The organism is Streptomyces sp. NPDC046303, assembly GCF_055588085.1.
The window spans coordinates 1-15,994 of the sequence record NZ_JBVJFA010000037.1 but is presented as its reverse complement, the minus strand read 5'-3'; the positions used below and the strand labels follow the sequence as shown (position 1 = coordinate 15,994).

The 15,994-nt window shown below is 69.1% G+C and carries 15 protein-coding genes; 9 read left to right on the top strand and 6 right to left on the bottom strand.

What is annotated here, in order from left to right; translation table 11 throughout:
* The first annotated feature begins 219 nt into the window (after positions 1-219).
* A complete protein-coding gene (locus tag ACZ6I1_RS29385; RefSeq protein WP_469291923.1) occupies positions 220-792 on the top strand; it encodes a dihydrofolate reductase family protein in 573 nt (190 codons plus the stop codon).
* A gap of 433 nt (positions 793-1,225) precedes the next feature.
* On the opposite strand, the gene ACZ6I1_RS29380 is transcribed toward ACZ6I1_RS29385, so the two are convergent.
* Entirely contained in the window at positions 1,226-1,912 is a 687-nt protein-coding gene (locus tag ACZ6I1_RS29380; RefSeq protein WP_469291922.1) for a TetR/AcrR family transcriptional regulator C-terminal domain-containing protein, read from the bottom strand.
* A gap of 142 nt (positions 1,913-2,054) precedes the next feature.
* On the opposite strand from ACZ6I1_RS29380, the gene ACZ6I1_RS29375 reads away from it, so the two are divergent.
* Positions 2,055-2,744 carry a DUF4386 domain-containing protein gene (locus ACZ6I1_RS29375; protein WP_469291921.1) on the top strand — a complete coding sequence of 230 codons (690 nt, stop codon included), beginning with the start codon at positions 2,055-2,057 and terminating at the stop codon, positions 2,742-2,744.
* 468 nt (positions 2,745-3,212) lie between these two features.
* Here the strand turns inward: ACZ6I1_RS29375 and ACZ6I1_RS29370 are convergent, their stop codons facing one another.
* The gene (locus ACZ6I1_RS29370) at positions 3,213-3,683 is read right to left on the bottom strand and encodes a GNAT family N-acetyltransferase (protein ID WP_469291969.1); all 471 of its coding nucleotides are present in this window, start codon (positions 3,681-3,683) and stop codon (positions 3,213-3,215) included.
* Between the two features lie 129 nt (positions 3,684-3,812).
* The gene (locus tag ACZ6I1_RS29365) at positions 3,813-5,684 is read right to left on the bottom strand and encodes a vWA domain-containing protein (protein WP_469291920.1); all 1,872 of its coding nucleotides are present in this window, start codon (positions 5,682-5,684) and stop codon (positions 3,813-3,815) included.
* Between the two features lie 317 nt (positions 5,685-6,001).
* Between ACZ6I1_RS29365 and ACZ6I1_RS29360 the strand changes: the two genes are divergently transcribed.
* The gene (locus tag ACZ6I1_RS29360) at positions 6,002-6,877 is read left to right on the top strand and encodes an MmyB family transcriptional regulator (RefSeq protein ID WP_469291919.1); all 876 of its coding nucleotides are present in this window, start codon (positions 6,002-6,004) and stop codon (positions 6,875-6,877) included.
* Between the two features lie 317 nt (positions 6,878-7,194).
* Here ACZ6I1_RS29360 and ACZ6I1_RS29355 read toward each other — a convergent pair whose 3' ends face one another.
* Both ACZ6I1_RS29355 and ACZ6I1_RS29350 read right to left on the bottom strand, forming a co-directional pair.
* Positions 7,195-7,524: a hypothetical protein gene (locus ACZ6I1_RS29355; RefSeq protein WP_469291918.1), complete on the bottom strand. Its 330-nt coding sequence runs from the start codon at positions 7,522-7,524 to the stop codon at positions 7,195-7,197.
* Positions 7,525-7,806: 282 nt separating this feature from the next.
* Positions 7,807-8,658 (bottom strand): NAD(P)H-binding protein, encoded by an 852-nt coding sequence (locus ACZ6I1_RS29350; RefSeq protein WP_469291917.1) that lies wholly within the window; start codon positions 8,656-8,658, stop codon positions 7,807-7,809.
* 864 nt (positions 8,659-9,522) lie between these two features.
* Between ACZ6I1_RS29350 and ACZ6I1_RS29345 the strand changes: the two genes are divergently transcribed.
* Positions 9,523-10,635: an oxygenase MpaB family protein gene (locus ACZ6I1_RS29345; RefSeq protein ID WP_469291916.1), complete on the top strand. Its 1,113-nt coding sequence runs from the start codon at positions 9,523-9,525 to the stop codon at positions 10,633-10,635.
* 356 nt (positions 10,636-10,991) lie between these two features.
* Positions 10,992-11,252, top strand: coding sequence for a hypothetical protein (locus ACZ6I1_RS29340; RefSeq protein WP_469291915.1), 261 nt, complete (start codon positions 10,992-10,994; stop codon positions 11,250-11,252).
* 775 nt (positions 11,253-12,027) lie between these two features.
* On the opposite strand, the gene ACZ6I1_RS29335 is transcribed toward ACZ6I1_RS29340, so the two are convergent.
* Positions 12,028-12,357: a hypothetical protein gene (locus ACZ6I1_RS29335; protein WP_469291914.1), complete on the bottom strand. Its 330-nt coding sequence runs from the start codon at positions 12,355-12,357 to the stop codon at positions 12,028-12,030.
* A 292-nt stretch (positions 12,358-12,649) separates the two neighbouring features.
* Between ACZ6I1_RS29335 and ACZ6I1_RS29330 the strand changes: the two genes are divergently transcribed.
* From ACZ6I1_RS29330 to ACZ6I1_RS29315, 4 genes are all read left to right on the top strand, one after another.
* Positions 12,650-13,147 (top strand): hypothetical protein, encoded by a 498-nt coding sequence (locus ACZ6I1_RS29330; protein WP_469291913.1) that lies wholly within the window; start codon positions 12,650-12,652, stop codon positions 13,145-13,147.
* 135 nt (positions 13,148-13,282) lie between these two features.
* Entirely contained in the window at positions 13,283-13,741 is a 459-nt protein-coding gene (locus tag ACZ6I1_RS29325; protein ID WP_469291912.1) for a hypothetical protein, read from the top strand.
* Between the two features lie 176 nt (positions 13,742-13,917).
* Entirely contained in the window at positions 13,918-14,454 is a 537-nt protein-coding gene (locus ACZ6I1_RS29320; RefSeq protein ID WP_469291911.1) for a hypothetical protein, read from the top strand.
* A 748-nt stretch (positions 14,455-15,202) separates the two neighbouring features.
* Entirely contained in the window at positions 15,203-15,598 is a 396-nt protein-coding gene (locus ACZ6I1_RS29315; protein WP_469291910.1) for a hypothetical protein, read from the top strand.
* Positions 15,599-15,994 lie beyond the last annotated feature (396 nt).

Here is a 15,994-nt window from a genome sequence, read left to right as displayed (position 1 = left end):
CCCGTCGCTGTTGCGGTGCCGGCGGTTCTCGCCATCGGCACGTGTGTGGCTCCCGAGGTAAGCCCGACGGAGGCCACGAAAAAGGCTGGGTGACGACCGATGAGTTCTTCCAAGATCCACAGTCATAGATCATGGTTGCTGCACCGCAGCCACGAGGTGGGCCACAGCATGCACCGGCCGCACACCGAGACCCAGACACGAGACACAGAGGAACTTGAGATGCGTACCCTGATCAGCACCGCCTTCATATCGCTCGACGGCGTCGTGGAGGGCCCGGGAGGCGAGCCCGGTTACCGGAACTCCGGCTGGACCTTCAAAGACATCGAGTTCCTCCCCGAGGCATTCGAGATCAAGGGCCGGGAGCAGAAGGAAGCCACCGCGATGCTGATGGGCCGGACCAGCTACGAGGCGTTCAGCCCGGTGTGGCCCGACATGGCGGACTTCGCCGACTACAAGGTGATGCCGAAGTACGTCGTCTCCACCACCCTCACCGGCGACGACCTGGTGTCGAACTGGGGCGAGACCACGATCCTGCGCTCGCTCGACGACGTCGCCGCGCTCAAGGAGACCGAGGGCGGCCCCGTCATCGTCCACGGCAGCGCCTCCCTGAACCAGGCCCTCTCGGATGCCGGCCTGATCGACCGCTACCACCTGCTCGTCTTCCCGCTGCTGCTCGGCGCCGGCAAGCGGCTCTTCAGCGCCACCGACAAGGACACCCAGAAGCTCAAGCTGGTCGAGCACGAGACGTACGCCAACGGCCTGCAGAAGCAGGTCTTCGACGTCATCCACTGACAAGACTCCGGCGCTCGGCTCGCTGTCGCGGCACTCGTCCTGGCCGGCTGCGCGGTGTCCCACCACGCTGACCACAGGAAGACGGCCGTGGCTCCGGCCCGGGGTGGGGCGCCCGGCGCACGGCGCCGGCCGCCCGATCTGGTTGCACGATCCGATGCAGGCCGTGACATCAGCGCGGCCCGCCGGGGGCCGTGGAGGCCGTGCGCCGCGCGAGGGTCAGGCCGGGTGGGCACCCGTGCGCCCTGGATGGCCGTGCGGACGGGCCTACTTGCTCTACGGGTCGTCGCGCCGCCCGCGAGCTGTGTGTGGCCGTATCCTCGTGTGAACGGCGGAGCGCACGGCGCTGGCGCGCGACCCCTGGCCCGGCCTCGGCCGGCTTCCCCGCCCACCGCCCTCCAGACCTAGACCAGCCAGCCCCACCCGCCCGGCATCCCTACGCCTTCCGCGCGGACGTCCAGCCCTGGCGGCGGAGGTCCTCGAAGCCGTCCAGGAGGAGGTCCAGGGCGAATTCGAACTCGAACTGGTCGTCACAGCCGCCGCCCCCGACCGTGGAGCCCCCGTCGTGGGCGGCCGTCGCGGCCAGTTCCGCGATGTGCGGGTAGCGCGCCGCCAGCCCCGGGTCCGGCGGGGCGGAGGTGCCCGAGGGCGCGAACAGTTCCTGGCTGAAGCCGAGCAGGCGGCTGCCCATCGCGTGCATGGCGTGGTGCGTGAGGTCGGCGGAGAGGCCGCCGTTCCGGAAGCTCCCGGCCATCGAGTCCAGGTACGCCAGCACGGCCGGGGTGGGGCCGCTCCGCGACTGGATGACCTGGGCCGCCCAGGGGTGGCGCAGCAGCACTTGCCGGGCCGAGAGGATCCGCCTGCGGACCACGGGCTGCCAGTCGGGGCCCGCGGCCGGCGGGTCGATCTGGCCGATGACGGCGTCGGCCATGCCGTCGAGCAGCTCCTCCTTGTTGGCCACGTGCTTGTAGAGAGCCATCGGTACGACGTCCAAGTCCTGCGCGAGCCTGCGCATGCTGAGCGCGTCGATGCCGATGGCGTCGGCGAGCGCGACGGCGGCGGCCAGGACGCGGTCCCTCGTCAGAGGGATCCGTTGCGTGTGCGTGGCTTCCCGGCGGGTCATCGCGGTTCGACCTCTCTCCTCAGCGGCAGTGCCCTCTCCTTGACGAGTGTACGCCGTACACCTAGGGTTGCTGCCAGGTGTACGGCGTACACCACCATGGAGCGAGGAGCACCAAAGGATGAGTCCGGACCGGAGAACCGCAGTGGCCACAGGGTCGCTGTTCCTGCTGACCGAGGTCGCCGCGATAGCCGGGGCGGTCCTGTACCGCCCCCTGCTGGGCGCGGCGGACGGCCAACTCCCGCGGGGCGCCGACACGCAGGCGCTGCTCGGAGTGCTCTGCGAAGTGCTGCTGGTGGTGGCGGTAGCCGGTACCGGGGCGACGCTGTTCCCCGTCCTGCGTCGCCACGGCGAGGGGCTCGCGCTCGGGTACGCCTTCGGGCGTCTGCTGGAAGCGGCCGTCATCGCCCTCGGGATCGTCGCAGTCCTCGCGCTCGTCACCCTTCGGCGGGACGCGGATGCGGATGCGGCGGCGGCCGGCGCCGACATGGCGCTGGCGGCCGTGCACGATTGGACATTCCTGCTCGGGCCCAACATCGCCCTCGGTCTGAACACCGTCCTGCTCGCGTACCTGGCGTACCGGGCACGCCTCGTGCCGCGCTTCATCGCCGTGCTCGGGCTGGTCGGCGGGCCGCTGATCTGCGCCTCGGCCGTCGCGGTGATGTTCGGAGCCTACGCACAGCTGTCAGTGGCGGGGGCAGCCGCCGCGCTTCCGGTGTTCGCCTGGGAGCTGGCGCTGGCCGGGTGGCTGATCGTCAGAGGATTCAGTCCGGGCTCGGCGCCGCATCCCGGGCAGCCGGAGCAGGGGCGGAACCAGCAGGTACCCGTCGGTTGAGGGGCGTCAAGGCGCGCCCCCCGGGGCCCGTCCTTTCGTAGGAGCCCCTGATGCGATTCCTGATCACGGGGTCCGGTGGGTGCGGGGTGGGCGGCGGACCGGCTGACGGAAGCCCTGGGGGCGTTTCGTTGCGGTGTCGGGCCGCGGGTGACAGCTTCGGCGGTCGGCCACCTCGCCCGCGCGAAGCCGCCGGTGCCGGGCACGCGTGAGGGAGGCCGGTCGGCCGCCCGCGCACCCGGCCGGGCGCGGTCGCCGAGACAGGGGCAGGGCGCCCGGTCTCCCACGACACCGAGTTCTACAAGGAACGCAACGGTGTGGAACGCTGCATCAACAAGATCAAGGCATGGCGTGGGCTCGCCACCAGCTACGACGAGACGCTCGAGAGCTACCTCGCCAAGCGCCACCTGCGCGGGGCGGTGATGTGGCTCCGCAGCCTCCGCCCCGCACGATCACCGCAGGCGGCAGAGCCTACAGCGCGAGCTTGAACCCTTCGTGACTGCTCGTGAAGCCCAGCCCCGCATAGAAACGGTGCGCGTCCTCCCGCTCCTTGTTGCTGGTCAACTGGACAAGCTCCCAGCCCCTCGCGCGTGCCCGGATGACCGCGCGCTCCATCACGATCCGGCCGAGCCCACCACCACGCCGGTCCGCACGGATCCGCACCGCCTCGATCAGGGCCCGCTCCGCGCCGCCTTTGCCGAGACCGGGGATGTACGTTGCCTGCAGGCAGCCCACCACGGTGCCGGCCGCGCCCGCGCCCTGGTCGTCGGAGTCATCGAGCAGGACCAGCATCTCGTTGCGCGGGTCCGAGTCAATCGCCGCGAAGGCGCGCTCGTACGCCTCCGTGACCGTGACCATCACCGGATCCACCACGTCCTCCTCGTCTGCGAGCAGGGCGAGCACCGCAGGAAGATCGGCGCGGGTCGCAGGGCGCAACGTCAAAGCGGACACAGGTATGCGCAACCGGGTCGCCGTACGTGCCAACCGCGGAGGCAGCCGTATCCCGGCTGCCCCCGCGGCGTCGACACGGTGGTCCACTGCTCAGCCCGAGGCGGACGACCGGCGCCGGTGTCAGGCTGCCCCGCGGCGCCTGAGGGCGTAGAAGGCGATGCCGCCGAGCAGGAGAACCCCGGCGCCGGCGCCGGCCAGGAGCGCGAGCTTGCCCACGGGCGACTCCTCGTCCTTCGCGGCAGCCGTCGGGCCGGCGGTCCCGCCCTGTTCGCCGCTCCCGTCCGCACCGGACGGCGCGGGGCCCTGGGCGGCCTCGTCACCGAAGAAGAACACCGGGCTGTTTCCGGAACGCGGAGTGCCGGACACGTCGACGGTCAGCGAGATCGGTACGACGATGCCCTTCGCCTTGTCGGCCGGCTCGGCGACCTGCGCCTGGATGTAGTAGGTACCGGGCACGTCGTATCCCTTGGAGTCGGGGCTCTTCGTGTCGTCCTGCTCGGTGATGTTCCAGGGACCGCAGACGCGCTCGATGTGCCCGGTCCGGCCGGCGAAGAGCTCGGTGGAGCTGTGCTCCCCGTTGCACTGCGTCGGGTTGCGCTGGGCGTTGTAGACGGTGAGGCCCCACCCCGTGACGGTGGAGTTGGGGAAGTCGCCGGGGATGTCCACGCCGGCCTTGACCGTCAACTTCTGGCCCGCCTTCAGCTCCACGCGCCAGAAGGGGGCCTCACCGACGGCGATGGACTGCCGGTGCGTGCCCGGTCCGATCGGGGTGGCGCTGTTGAAGGAGAAGCCGCCCTCCGCGTCGGCCCCGGTGCGGGGCTGCGGAACCCGCGGGCCGGCCGCCTGGGTCGTGTTGTCGGCGATGCCGACGAGAAGCTCGACGGGCATCGGCTTGTCGCCGGACCGGGTCACCTGGTTCTCGACCAGGATGCAGCCGGTGTCGTCCGGCGCGGGCGTCTCGTCGCCCGCTGCGGGCTTGCTGCGACCACCGGCGGAGATGATGTTCGCCCAGCCCATCGACTGCTCGAACTCCCGGAGCCAGCGGTACGGTTTGCCGTCGCTCGCAGGCCCGGCGGCGACGGTGATGATGGAGCCGCGCGAGTACCCCTCCTCGGCGACGGCGGTGGCGCTCACCTGGAGCCGCTGGTCCGGCCGCTTCTTGACCTTGTAGTAGAGGTCGCGCCCCCCGGTGAACTTGTCCAGGTACTGGCCCGGCGTGACCAGCGGAGCGTCCTGGCAGCCGTTGAGGGAGCCCGCGACCGGCTTTCCGGTGGCGTGGTAGGTACGCCACGCCTTACGGAACAGGGTGCCCAGATTGGCGGTCAGCGAGTCGGCGTCGTCGGCGTCCGCGTACGACCCGTTGGTCACGTCGGCGATGCACTTCAACTGCGCGCGTGCCGAGGAGGGCGTCCGGAACCCGACCACGTCCACGGCGAGGTCGACGCCCTGTGCCTTGAGCTCGCGGGCGACCTCGCACGGAGGCGGCGGCGCACACGTGTCGTCACCGTCCGAGACCAGGATGATGCGGCGCTTGCCGCTCGTGCCGAGGTCCTTGGCCGCTTCGCGCAGCGACACGCCGATCGGTGTGAACCCGACCGCCTTGAAGCCGTCGACCCGCTGCTTGGCGTCGGCACGCGCCGCCCGGTCCATCACAGCGACCGGCAGGACCTGCTGCGTGTCGGCGCAGCCTTGCTTCTTGTCCTCTCCGGGATACGTGGCGCCGTAGACGCGCAGTCCCAGCGGGGCCTGTTCGGGGGCGGTCTCGATGATCCGGGTGACCGCCTGCTTGGCGGCGGCGAGGCGGGTCTGGCCGCCGGCGTCGTTCTGGTTCATCGATCCGGACAGGTCGAGAACCAGCTCGATCCGGGCAGCTTCCGGGACCTCGGGTGCTGCGGGGGAGGCGCTCGCGGTCACCGCCGGTGACAGGAGCGCGGCGAGCAGCAGCACGGGAACAGCGGCGAGCAGGCGTCGTCGGCGTGGGCTTGGATGCATGAAGGTGATCTCCACGAGGGTTTACTGTCGGCCCCTTGGCGCCTGCCGGTCAGGGAACGGGGCGCTCGGGGACGGTGAGACGTGTTCTGGGACCGGGCACCAGCGGAGCGGACGTCGCGCCGCCGGCCGGACCTTCGGGCCCTGCCTGGTCCAGGCGGTCCGAACCGCCGTGCGGGGTAACGCACTCCACGGAGTGGGCGGCGGGCGGCTCCGAGGTGAGTATGGCGCTGTGTGATCATCCTTTCCAGGGTCGGTGAGTGCAGATAATTGGGCCGCCCTGGCTGCCGCCCGGGCGCAGCCCGAGTGGAAGGTGCCGGATGAAGCCGTCGGCCAGCGACCGAGGCCGCCTCAAGGGGATCCTGCAGGCGCGCCGAGCCGCGATCGATCCTGTGAGCATGGGTTTCCCCAAGCGAGGGCCTGGTCCCGGTCGGCGGGCCGCCGGTCTGAGTCAGGAGCAGATGGACGTGCTGCTCATGCGCACTCCGGGCACGTACAACCGGTTCGAGAACGGTCAGCTCGCCGGCCCTGGTGCTGATCTGCTCACCGCAGTCGCCAGGACGCTGCGGCTGGACGAGCAGGAGTGGGCGTTCCTGTGGCTGATCACCCGCAAGGAGAGCCCCCCTCATGTCCTGCACGGCAGCTCGGGGACGTCCATAGCCGGGGCGTGGCAGCGGGTCACCAACCACATCCACGGTGCGTTGGCGTACGTCAGCGACGCCGAATGGAACGTCGTGGCCCACAACGAGGACTACCGACGCCTCTTCCCCCGCGGCCAAGCCCCCGCCAACATCATGCGCTGGATGCTCCTCGACCCCGAGGCCCGCACCGATGTCCTGATGCACTGGGAGACCCACTGGGTGCCGGCGATGATGCCCCACCTGAAGCACAGCGTGGAGCTGCGCCCGGAGAACCCGGCGATCGGCCGTCTCGTACACGACGTCCTCAACGACCCCGTGTCCGGACCGCTCTATCGAGAGCACGCTGCGGCCCCGATCCCCTATTTCGACGGCTCCGAGCTTCCCGTCCGCCACGCGGTTCACGGGCCCGGCCGGCTCACGACCTGCCTCGCCGAACCCGTCGCAGCCCCCGGAGCGCGCATCAATCTCAGCTTCTACACACCCGGAGACCCGGAGACCTGTTCTCCCGAAGCCGCGACGAGGCGACCAACGGCTGACGGCCCGAGTGGGCGCTGAGGAGGCAGGCACGGTTCAGCGGTGAGCGAGCGCGGATTCAGGACGACTTGGGTCGGCTGCTCACCGAGGAGCCGGCTGAAGCCCAGGCGGCCGCACAGGCCCCCGTCGACGCCGCCCGCCGGTGTCAGCGCGATCGCCCCGTACGCGACCGAGGTCCCGCTGCCCGTCACCGCCACCGGCACGTGGAGTGCGCCAGGCAAGGCGGCGCCCAGGCCGACATCGTGCTCACCCGCCCCGCAGGACCAGGTCCCGCTGTTGTTCGTCGAGGTCGACAACCGGTCCCAGCATCCAGCCGGTTTCCTACCGGGGGGAGGCTGTCAACGGGCGGGCTCGCAGGTCTCGGTGACGGGTTCGCTGCTTCCGTCGGAGGTGTGGGTGATGGTCTTGCCGTCTTGGTTGAACGTCACCTTGAAGGTTCCGTCGGTGTAGGTCTGTCCGCGGGTGAGGACGGCTTGGACGAAGTGGGCGGTGCCATCGATGACGATCGCATGTCCCTCGTCGAGGATGACGTAGGCGTTGCCGGTGCCGGCGGCACACTGGGGCAGGGGCCGGTCGGGAGGTGTGATGGCTTCGCCGACTTTGTACTTCGGGGACGGAGAAGGCGTGGGCTGTGCTGAGGCGGTCGTCGACGCCCCCGTGGCAAGCACAGCCGCGAGCACAGCTGTGGCTGCCAGACGTCGTGGCGAGGTATGCATAGTGACCTCCGCGAGGAACTGATGCCGTCTTCAGAGACAGGGCGGACCTGGGACATCAGGGCGGGCAAGCCCTCGGATGTGGCCAAACGCGGCGGCGGCAAACTGAGCCGGGCGGGCTCACCTGGCTCACCCATTCACCTTGAACGACTGACCGTCCTTGCGCCACTCGGGGAACACACGCGGCTTCACCTGCGCTGCCCCATGGCCGGACAGCGGCGCCACTGGCCTGCCCTCTCAGCGGAAGTCCGCCGCGTGGTCCACCACCCACTCCCGGAATGATCGGGCCGGGGTGCCCGTGATGCGCTCCACCTCATCGTTGACCGGCTCCGGATTGTCGAGCATCTTCGCCTGGGCCGGCAATACGGCCTCCACCAGCTCTGCCGGGTAGCCTGCGGCCTTCATCTGCTCGATGGCCTCGTCCATTGCGACCTCCTCGAACCGGACCGGCCGCCCAATCGTCTCGCTGATCAGAGCCACCTGCCGTTCCTGGGTGATCAGTTCGAGGCCGGTGATCAGGGGGCGGGCGCCGAGCAGGGCATCGGTCGTCAGCGCCTGAACGGCTACCGCAGCAATGTCCGCCTCGTGGATCAGCGGACGAGCCAGCCTTGCCAGCGGCGCCCGTACCGCACCGGTAGTACGGACTTCCTCCGCCCAGCCCAGCGTGTTGCTCGCGAACCCGGTGGGCCGCAGCGCCGTCCACTCCAGGCCCGATGCCTCGATCAGCCGCTCCAGCTCCGTATGGAACATGGTGATCGCCTCGCCCGGCTTCTCCTTCTCGCTCCCGACCCCCGCGGATGACAGGTACACCACCCGTCGGGCGCGCTTCCCGATCGTCTCGATCACGTCCGACGCGCCCTCCGCGCTAAGGAACGGCCACACCAGGAAGACCGCATCGACGCCCTCCAAAGCCGTGCCCAGCGACGCGGGATCACCGAGATCGCCGCGTACCGCCTGCACACCCTCCGGGAAGTCCGCATCCCTTCTCACCAGCGCCCGCACGGGCACGCCCCTCGCGTGCAGTTGGGTCACCACCGAGCCGCCGACCTTTCCAGTCGCGCCGGTCACCAGGATCCTGGGCAGTGTCATCGGAACCTCCTCGTCTTGCCGTTCGATGACACGACTCTCGTACGTCAACCAAGGTTCAGGTCAAGCACCGGCCGGCCGGCCGGAGCGGCGCGGTGCACCGGGATGACGCTCTGGTTGCGGATGTCGGCCCACGCCTTACCCGTCGAGCCCGAAGTCCTGTGGGCCTCATCGACCACCGCGAGGTCTACGGGGGCCAACTGCTGCCCGTACTTGCAGCAGGACGGGGTAGAGCTCTTGACGCGTCCCTACTCGGAGTGGCGCACGGTGCTGGAGGCACTGTTAACCGACCATGCCCTGACGGCCCGTGGACGCTCGTTCCGATGACGACGGACCTGGCCAAGGCGCTTGAGTGGCTGGAGTCCTGGACGGCCGCGGCTGCGCCTGGAGGTGCCCGCCGGGGAAGCTGCCCGGCGGGCAGGCAGGGGCTGACCGCGGCCGCGGGCTCGTGCCGCTGGGAGTTCCCTGAGGCGTACTCGTACTTCGACAAGCCGCGTAGCGGCAGTGTGGATGTGTGCGAGAGGAACGGTGCGCTGAGCGAGGGCAAGAGACTGCGGATCTACCGGGCGACGGGAACTGGGGCGGGGCACGGCGCCGTTGTTGTGGTTCATGGGGGACACGAACTCGACGGACCCGGACTGGAGGCTGTCGGCTGAGCCGTATGACGCCGACTCCCCGGACGCGGTGGTGCCGTCTGTGCGGGTGGTGGGGTGTCGTTTCTGCCTGCTCCGTGCGGGTGAGCAGCCCTGCCGCGGGGGTAGGCCGGGGGATAGAACGGTGGTCCTGCGTGCGGCGGGCGGCGATGTGCTTCCGTCCGTGCTGCCGCATTCCCCTTCTGTTCCCCGCGATCTGTGTGTGGAGACGCGTATGCCCACGACGAAGTGGACCGATGAAGTGCTGGACCCGCTGCGGAAGGCCGGCGATCCGCTGGCGGACGCTGCGATCGAGGAGATCTACGAACTCGGCCGGCAGGATCAGGTGCGTGAGGCCCTGCTATCGCTGGAAGGGAACGCCCAGGCGGTTCCGGCCGGACTGCCCCCGAAGCTCGAGGAGTACTTCATTCGCAGCGCGGTCCTGCCCGACTGGGCGGACCCGGCCCTGATCACCCGGGGCCAGGGCCTGTTCGGCCGCTACCAGGGCCACTTCGTGACCACCCTGCTGTGCGGCTCCCTGCCGCTCTGCTACGGCTGCGCCGACGGCGCGCAGGTCCTCTACCGCTCCACGCGTCTGACCCAGGGCGTGTACCGCAGGCTGATGGAAACCTCACAGTTCGTCATCGACGTCCTGGAGACCGGCAGCCTGGCGCCGTCCGCGCACGGGGTGCGTTCCGCGCAGAAGATCCGCCTCCTGCACGCCACGATGCGCTACCACCTCGTCCGCAAGGAGGACTGGGACACCGCCTGGGGCCTGCCGGTCAACCAGGAAGACCTGGCCGCCACCTTGATGAGCTTCTCCGTCATCATCCCCCAGGGCCTGGCCAAGCTCGGCGTGGAACTCCCCGTCCAGGACCGGGACGCCTTCTTCCACCTGTGGCGGATCGTCGGGCACGTCCTCGGAGTGGACGAACGGGTCAACCCCGTGTCCTTCGCGGAGGGCACCGCCCTGGTGGAGGCGGTCCTGCACCGTCACCAGCGCTCCTCCGAAGCAGGCACCGTCCTGACCAAGGGCGTACTCGACTTCATCCGCGAAGTCCTGCCCACCCCGCTGTTCGCCGGCGTGGGTCCCTCCCTGATCCGCCACATCATCGGAGACAAGGCCGCCGACACGGTCTCCGTCCCACCCGCCGACCTGACGAAACTCGCCCTCGCGGGCCAGTCCCCGCTCAGCCTCGGCTACGGCAAGGCCGGCGACACCGTGCCCCTCCTCGCCAAGGCGTCCAACGAACTCGGTCTGGCCGTCCTCAAGCAGGGTCTGCGCATGACCAACAAGGGCCGCCGTTACCAGTGGCAAGTCCCCACCGGCCTCACCCCCACCACCTGACCCGACGGCGCCTGGGCAAGCCGCCCCCGGACGGCGGCTTGCCCAGCACGGCGGACCGCGGTGGGGTGGTGCCCGCCCTGCCGTGTGCATTCTGAGCCCGAGGGTGCTTTGGGAGTAGAAGGAACCCGACTTGATGGAAGTGGTCCACGGCCGGAAGGCGGCGCTGGCGGCGTTTGGGTCGTATCGGTATTGGTCGTCGATCACCGCCTGCGAGGAGAGAACGCTTCCGCTGGTATAGGAGACGAAGAAGTGCTCGTTCCCTTCCGCGGTCGAAATGAGGTCTGTCTGGTACACGGTCAACGGACGGCGCTACAGCCGCACAGACTCCGCAGCGGACCGACGTACTCGACCTGACCATGACCGAAGACACCGTTTTCTGGGAGTGGGCAACCGTCGAACTCCTGCCGCACAGCGGCATCCGAGTCGAGGAACTCACTGAATTGACGCACCTGAGCGTCCGCCAATACCAACGGCCGAACGGCGAGGTCGTCGCCCTCCTGGTGGTGGCGCCCTCCAAGAGCGACCGGGAGAGGGTGATCCCGATGTCTGCCGAGCTGTTCCATGCCATCGCACAGATCGTCCGCCGACAAACGCCCGACGGAAGGCCGATCCACTGATTGAACGGCATGGGTTCTGACCATGTCTTCTCGTGGGGGTCGTAACGGCTGATCCCCAGCGCTTCGACTTCGGACGCGTGGGCACCCCGGTGAGGGCCCGACTCCGGTCAAGACGGACCCGCGTCAGAGATCGAAGCGCCCACGTCAGCGTGGGGAATGGTGGTCTGCCGCTCGGGGATCCTGTTCGTACAGCCCTGCACCGGAGCTCCAACGCTCCACCCACGGGCGGGCTGCGTCAGCGGAATCCCACAACCCCATGGAAGACCACGCCCCGTTCAACCGGCGCGCCACGGTCGGGCTGTAGAGGCCCCGCACGCGGAAGTTCTCCAGGTGCCAGACGGGCACGATGACGCACGCCTGTCGCGGTGACCCGCGATGCCGGCCGACGGCGATGACGCGCCCGTGCCCCCAGTCCCACCGGGGCAGTACGAGCCAGACCTTCCCGCCCGGCGGGAAGTGCTTTGTTCCGCGCTTGGTCTCCACTGCGCCGGGCCCGTACGCGAGCTCCCGGCGTACGCTGGCCACGACCGCGTAGCCGAAAGGTTCCTCCGGCGTTTCTGTTCCGCTTCCCACGTACGGCCGCTCCCTCGCCCTCGCCCTCGCCTTGCCCGCCCGACCATAGTCCCGGTGCGTCGCACCCCAAGGGGGTTATCGCCCCCGGGAGCGACATCGTTCCGGCGGGCCGGTGGCCCCACACGCGCCACACCACGCTGTCACAGTCCATGACAGGGCGCGGACGACGCCGTCCTTGGACGGCGTCACCCCCGGGATTCGTTCAGTGGGAGCCGTTGGAGCCGTGGGAGCCGTAGGTCTGCGTCTGCTGCCAGACGGGGGGCACGACGGTGAGGCGAGCCCGCCGCCGCTGCCTCGCTTCGGCGGTCGCCATGGCGACCGCAACCCACGTCACCAGGGCTGCGAATGTCGCCCACCCGAGCGAAGGAAACGCCAACCACCACAAGGACCCGGCCACGGCGAGCACCGTGATGCCGATCCGAGCAAGACCGGGCATGTGGCGGGTCAGCTCGATGGAGGCCCAAGCCGCGGCGAAGGGCGCCCAGATCGTGAGAGCCACCGCTACGAGCAGCAACGCAAGCCACAGGATCATTTCATCCCTCTCACGCCCGCAGGGCAGCGTCGGCTCCAGACGGGCAGTCATGTTTGCCGACGGCTGTGATGTCGGCGGCGAGGCCGGATCCATGTCGATCCGCAGCCTTCGGCGGTCATGCTCACACATCACTTGAACGCGTTCAAGTCACATCTTCGGCAGCGGCGCCGAGTGCATCGCCGCACGCCGACCCCGCGTACCTGCGAAACAGACGACCCGCTATGTTGAACGCGTTCAACCGATGGAGAGGCGACCCGCTGGGGCGGAATCGCGATGACAAGAGGGGTAAGAGATGTCACGTCGTCCGGTGAAGGCGATATTCAGCGAGGCCAGATGGGCCATGCCGCTGGCCTTGGTCGTGGCGGCAGCCGCCGGCCTGACCTCGTGCGCATGGTCAGACGTCTATCTGGGCTGCGAGGGCAAACCGTTGAAGGACGTGGCCGCCGCCGACGTCGTCGGGACCTACGCCGGTCTTCCGAGAGGCGCTTTGACTCTCTCAGAGGATGGGACCCTCTCGGTCGCCGACTGCATGGACCACCCCGACTACGACTCCGTCGGAAACATCAGCAATTACCCCACACTCCCGACAACCGGCAAGGGCATGTGGGGACTGGAGAGGGACCCGTCCGACAAGGACTGGATGGAGGTGCACGTCAATCTCGAGCTGCGCGACGGGGGGAGTACGGGCATGTCGTTGCGGGTCACAGGAACCAAGCAGCGTCCCAGGCTGCACCACGTCTTGGGGGATCCCGACGAGTGCGACACGATGGTCATGACCCAGACATTGTGATGGCCGCCCGCACTACCTCGGCCAGCGCGGAGCACCGCGGCCCGTTGGCTTGCCTGCCCCTCGCGGGCCGGACCGGCGACCTGGCGATAATCCTGCTCGGCCTTGGATGGCGTGACCGGAGGAACGGAGCGCGTTGTGCGGATCAGTGTCGAGAGGACCGGCGGTGAGGCCGTGGTCTTCGTCACCGGTTTCATCGGGTCGGGGTTCCGAGAAGCCACGCTGCCCCGCGGACGGGAGTTGGTCGGAGCCACGAGCGTCAGGATCAACCTTCGATCGGTCAGCGGGATGGAAGGTCTCGGCTCTGCCGGGCTCGCCGCCTTCGTCGCGGCTCACGAGCGTCGTGGTGCCACAGTGACCATCGAAGAGGTGCCGGTAGCCCTCTCCTCGGCGCTGTTCATGACCCCCGGCCGATACACGGGGATCGTTACGAGCTTCTACATTGCGTACCGGTGCCGAGGATGCGCGGAGACCAGGGATCATCTCCTGCTTCAGGCTGAGCTGGCGCACGGCGCGAACCCCGAGCCGCCGAGGTGCTCGGCGGATCACCCCATGGACGACGACGACTTCCTGCACGTCTTGCGTTGGACCCTGTGAGGCGCAGAAGCAGCCTCGCTTCACCTGCACCGGCATTTACGACGTCCATGCGCCCAAGGGGCCGGGGGAGAGGCAACAGGGCCAGCACCACCGAAGGCCTCGTTTCGTCCCCCGCACCCATGGGGACTGCCAAGATGGGACAGAGCTACGCGCATGTGTGATTTCCGGAGGACGAGTTGACCGTTCCAGAGGCCAAGGGCCCCAAGGTCCCGCCGTCGTACCCGCCGAAGACGCCGCCCCCGCAGAAGAAGCCGGTGGAGGCTCCCAGGCCGCAGCCGGCCACCAAATCGACGACCCAGCTGAGCCTGCCCCGCCCGCGGATGCAGATCCGGAACCGGCAGACCGCGGCCCTGACCTATCGGGCGGACCAGTGGGCCGCGAAAAAGGCCGCCGACCAGGCCGTGACAACGGTGCGCGGCTGGGGCTACCCGGGACTGGACGAGCCCGATCTGCGGGCCGCCGTACGGTTCCTCGTCGACGCGGCCGTACGGGACGGCGGACGCCGCGTCAGCGTGCACGTCGCCGACCAGGCGGACAAGATCCTCGTGGTCGCGCTCAGCCACCAGGCCGGATCCCTCCCCGAAGGAGACGTCTTCGCCGAACTCCACGCCCTGGCTACCGTGGAGAGCTGCGGCGACGACCTCGCCGACGACGGCCGCCGCGTCTGGGCGGTCCTCGACGCCATGCCCCGCCGCCCGAGGCCCGCGGGGTAGCCGGCCCGCCGCGACCAGCACCGGCATCGGGCGAGCTCGTGGATGATGTCCGGCGGCGGTTCTTCAGTGGCTTGGCGTTTCGTCTTCAGTAGTCGCTGTGTCTCGTGACCAGATGTTTGCTGTGATGTGGGGGCTTTGCTAAAGGGGTGGCGCCGTTTTGGTGCTGAAGGGCGCCGCCGAGGAGTGCGTGTCCCCGCCGCACCTGCGTCGTGACCACGGCGTCCCGTCCAGCCGGCAAATGCCTGTGGTGAGGCCGCCATGAAAACTGCCTGCGACCGAGCACTTCACTCGGCGAGCCGGCGGATGAGCCGGCGGGCCTGAGTACTGAAGTGGCGGCAAGCCGGCAGTTCGGACCCGACATTGGTTTGGTGCACTGGTCATCTTTGACGCTAAGTCACAACGGCTGCATGCAGCTATGATCCCTGCAACCGGGGGGTGATCGATGAAGCGCGGGCTTCTTGCGAGTGTCGGCGTACTGCTGTTGATGGTGACCGGTTGCACGGAGGTTGACCCTCCTCTCAGTTCTCCTCCCCCTTCCTCTGCTCCCGCTTCCTCGAGTTCTCCCGAGCCGCCCGAGCCCGGTCCCGCCACGCCACTGGGCGCGGCGGCGTTCACCGTGGAGGACACGGAGCTGGTCAAGGCATACAGAAAGGGAGCGCTATTTCCCACGGGTCGGCCTGTTCCGGCGACGTCAGAGGTGGCGGTTCTCCGGCGCGGCCAGGCGGCGGATACGGGCGATGCTGTCTGGATGCCAGACGCCAACACCTACTGCCTGGTGACGATGCGCGAGGGGGCGGCCGGCACGCAGTGCTTCGGGCTTGCAGCGAAGCGGAAGCCGCAGGGATACGTGCACGTGGGAAGAGCTGCTCCGCACGGCCTTGGCAGCTCATCCCAGCCGCACCGGTTGTGGCTCACCGTCAGCGTCGTCGAGAACACCAGCGGGCCCTTCGCCTACACCGGCGGTACGCCGGAGCACGCAACCCCGCTGCAGGAAGCCACCGTGAGGTTCCCCTCGGGCAGGACGTTTACGTTCCTCGCGTACGAATTCCCGGAGGGCAGGAGTCTCCCGATGGACGCTGAGATCTGCAGTTCGGGCCGGGCTGTCTGCTTCAAAGCATTCGAACCGAACGCTATCGGGCAATAGGTGAGGGCTGCCTGCTGGGAAGGGCTGAGGGGCTGAGCACACCGCGACGGGTTCGGCCCGCAGACCAGGGCGATAGAGCAACTGGTACGGCTCCGGGCGTCTCCCGTTGCCGACAGCTGTAATCAACGACGCCTTCGACGGCCCCGACGATGCCGAACAGCTCCAGATGGGCCGCGACCCGGCGGTGCCCCATGCCCAGGGCAACTGTCTCCAGCCCGGGAGCCCTTCGTGTTCACCGTGTCGTCGCACACGAAGAGCCGGCTGGGCCCCAGACATGGCGAGTTCGCCGCCACCAAGGTGACAGCGCCTGGGGGCCGCTCGCTTGGGCGGACGGCCCCCAGGTGGGCTGGTTCAACGGTGTGGGTGCGGGGCGGGCCTCCTGCCTGGGGCAGGAGG

Excerpts from the sequence above, each read along its gene's own strand:
- ACZ6I1_RS29385 (WP_469291923.1), top strand. The coding sequence starts at position 220 with ATGCGTACCCTGATCAGCACCGCCTTCATATCGCTCGACGGCGTCGTG.
- ACZ6I1_RS29380 (WP_469291922.1), bottom strand. The coding sequence starts at position 1,912 with ATGACCCGCCGGGAAGCCACGCACACGCAACGGATCCCTCTGACGAGG.
- ACZ6I1_RS29365 (WP_469291920.1), bottom strand. The coding sequence starts at position 5,684 with ATGCATCCAAGCCCACGCCGACGACGCCTGCTCGCCGCTGTTCCCGTG.
- ACZ6I1_RS29360 (WP_469291919.1), top strand. The coding sequence starts at position 6,002 with ATGAAGCCGTCGGCCAGCGACCGAGGCCGCCTCAAGGGGATCCTGCAG.
- ACZ6I1_RS29350 (WP_469291917.1), bottom strand. The coding sequence starts at position 8,658 with ATGACACTGCCCAGGATCCTGGTGACCGGCGCGACTGGAAAGGTCGGC.
- ACZ6I1_RS29345 (WP_469291916.1), top strand. The coding sequence starts at position 9,523 with ATGCCCACGACGAAGTGGACCGATGAAGTGCTGGACCCGCTGCGGAAG.
- ACZ6I1_RS29340 (WP_469291915.1), top strand. The coding sequence starts at position 10,992 with ATGACCGAAGACACCGTTTTCTGGGAGTGGGCAACCGTCGAACTCCTG.
- ACZ6I1_RS29335 (WP_469291914.1), bottom strand. The coding sequence starts at position 12,357 with ATGATCCTGTGGCTTGCGTTGCTGCTCGTAGCGGTGGCTCTCACGATC.
- ACZ6I1_RS29330 (WP_469291913.1), top strand. The coding sequence starts at position 12,650 with ATGTCACGTCGTCCGGTGAAGGCGATATTCAGCGAGGCCAGATGGGCC.
- ACZ6I1_RS29315 (WP_469291910.1), top strand. The coding sequence starts at position 15,203 with ATGCCAGACGCCAACACCTACTGCCTGGTGACGATGCGCGAGGGGGCG.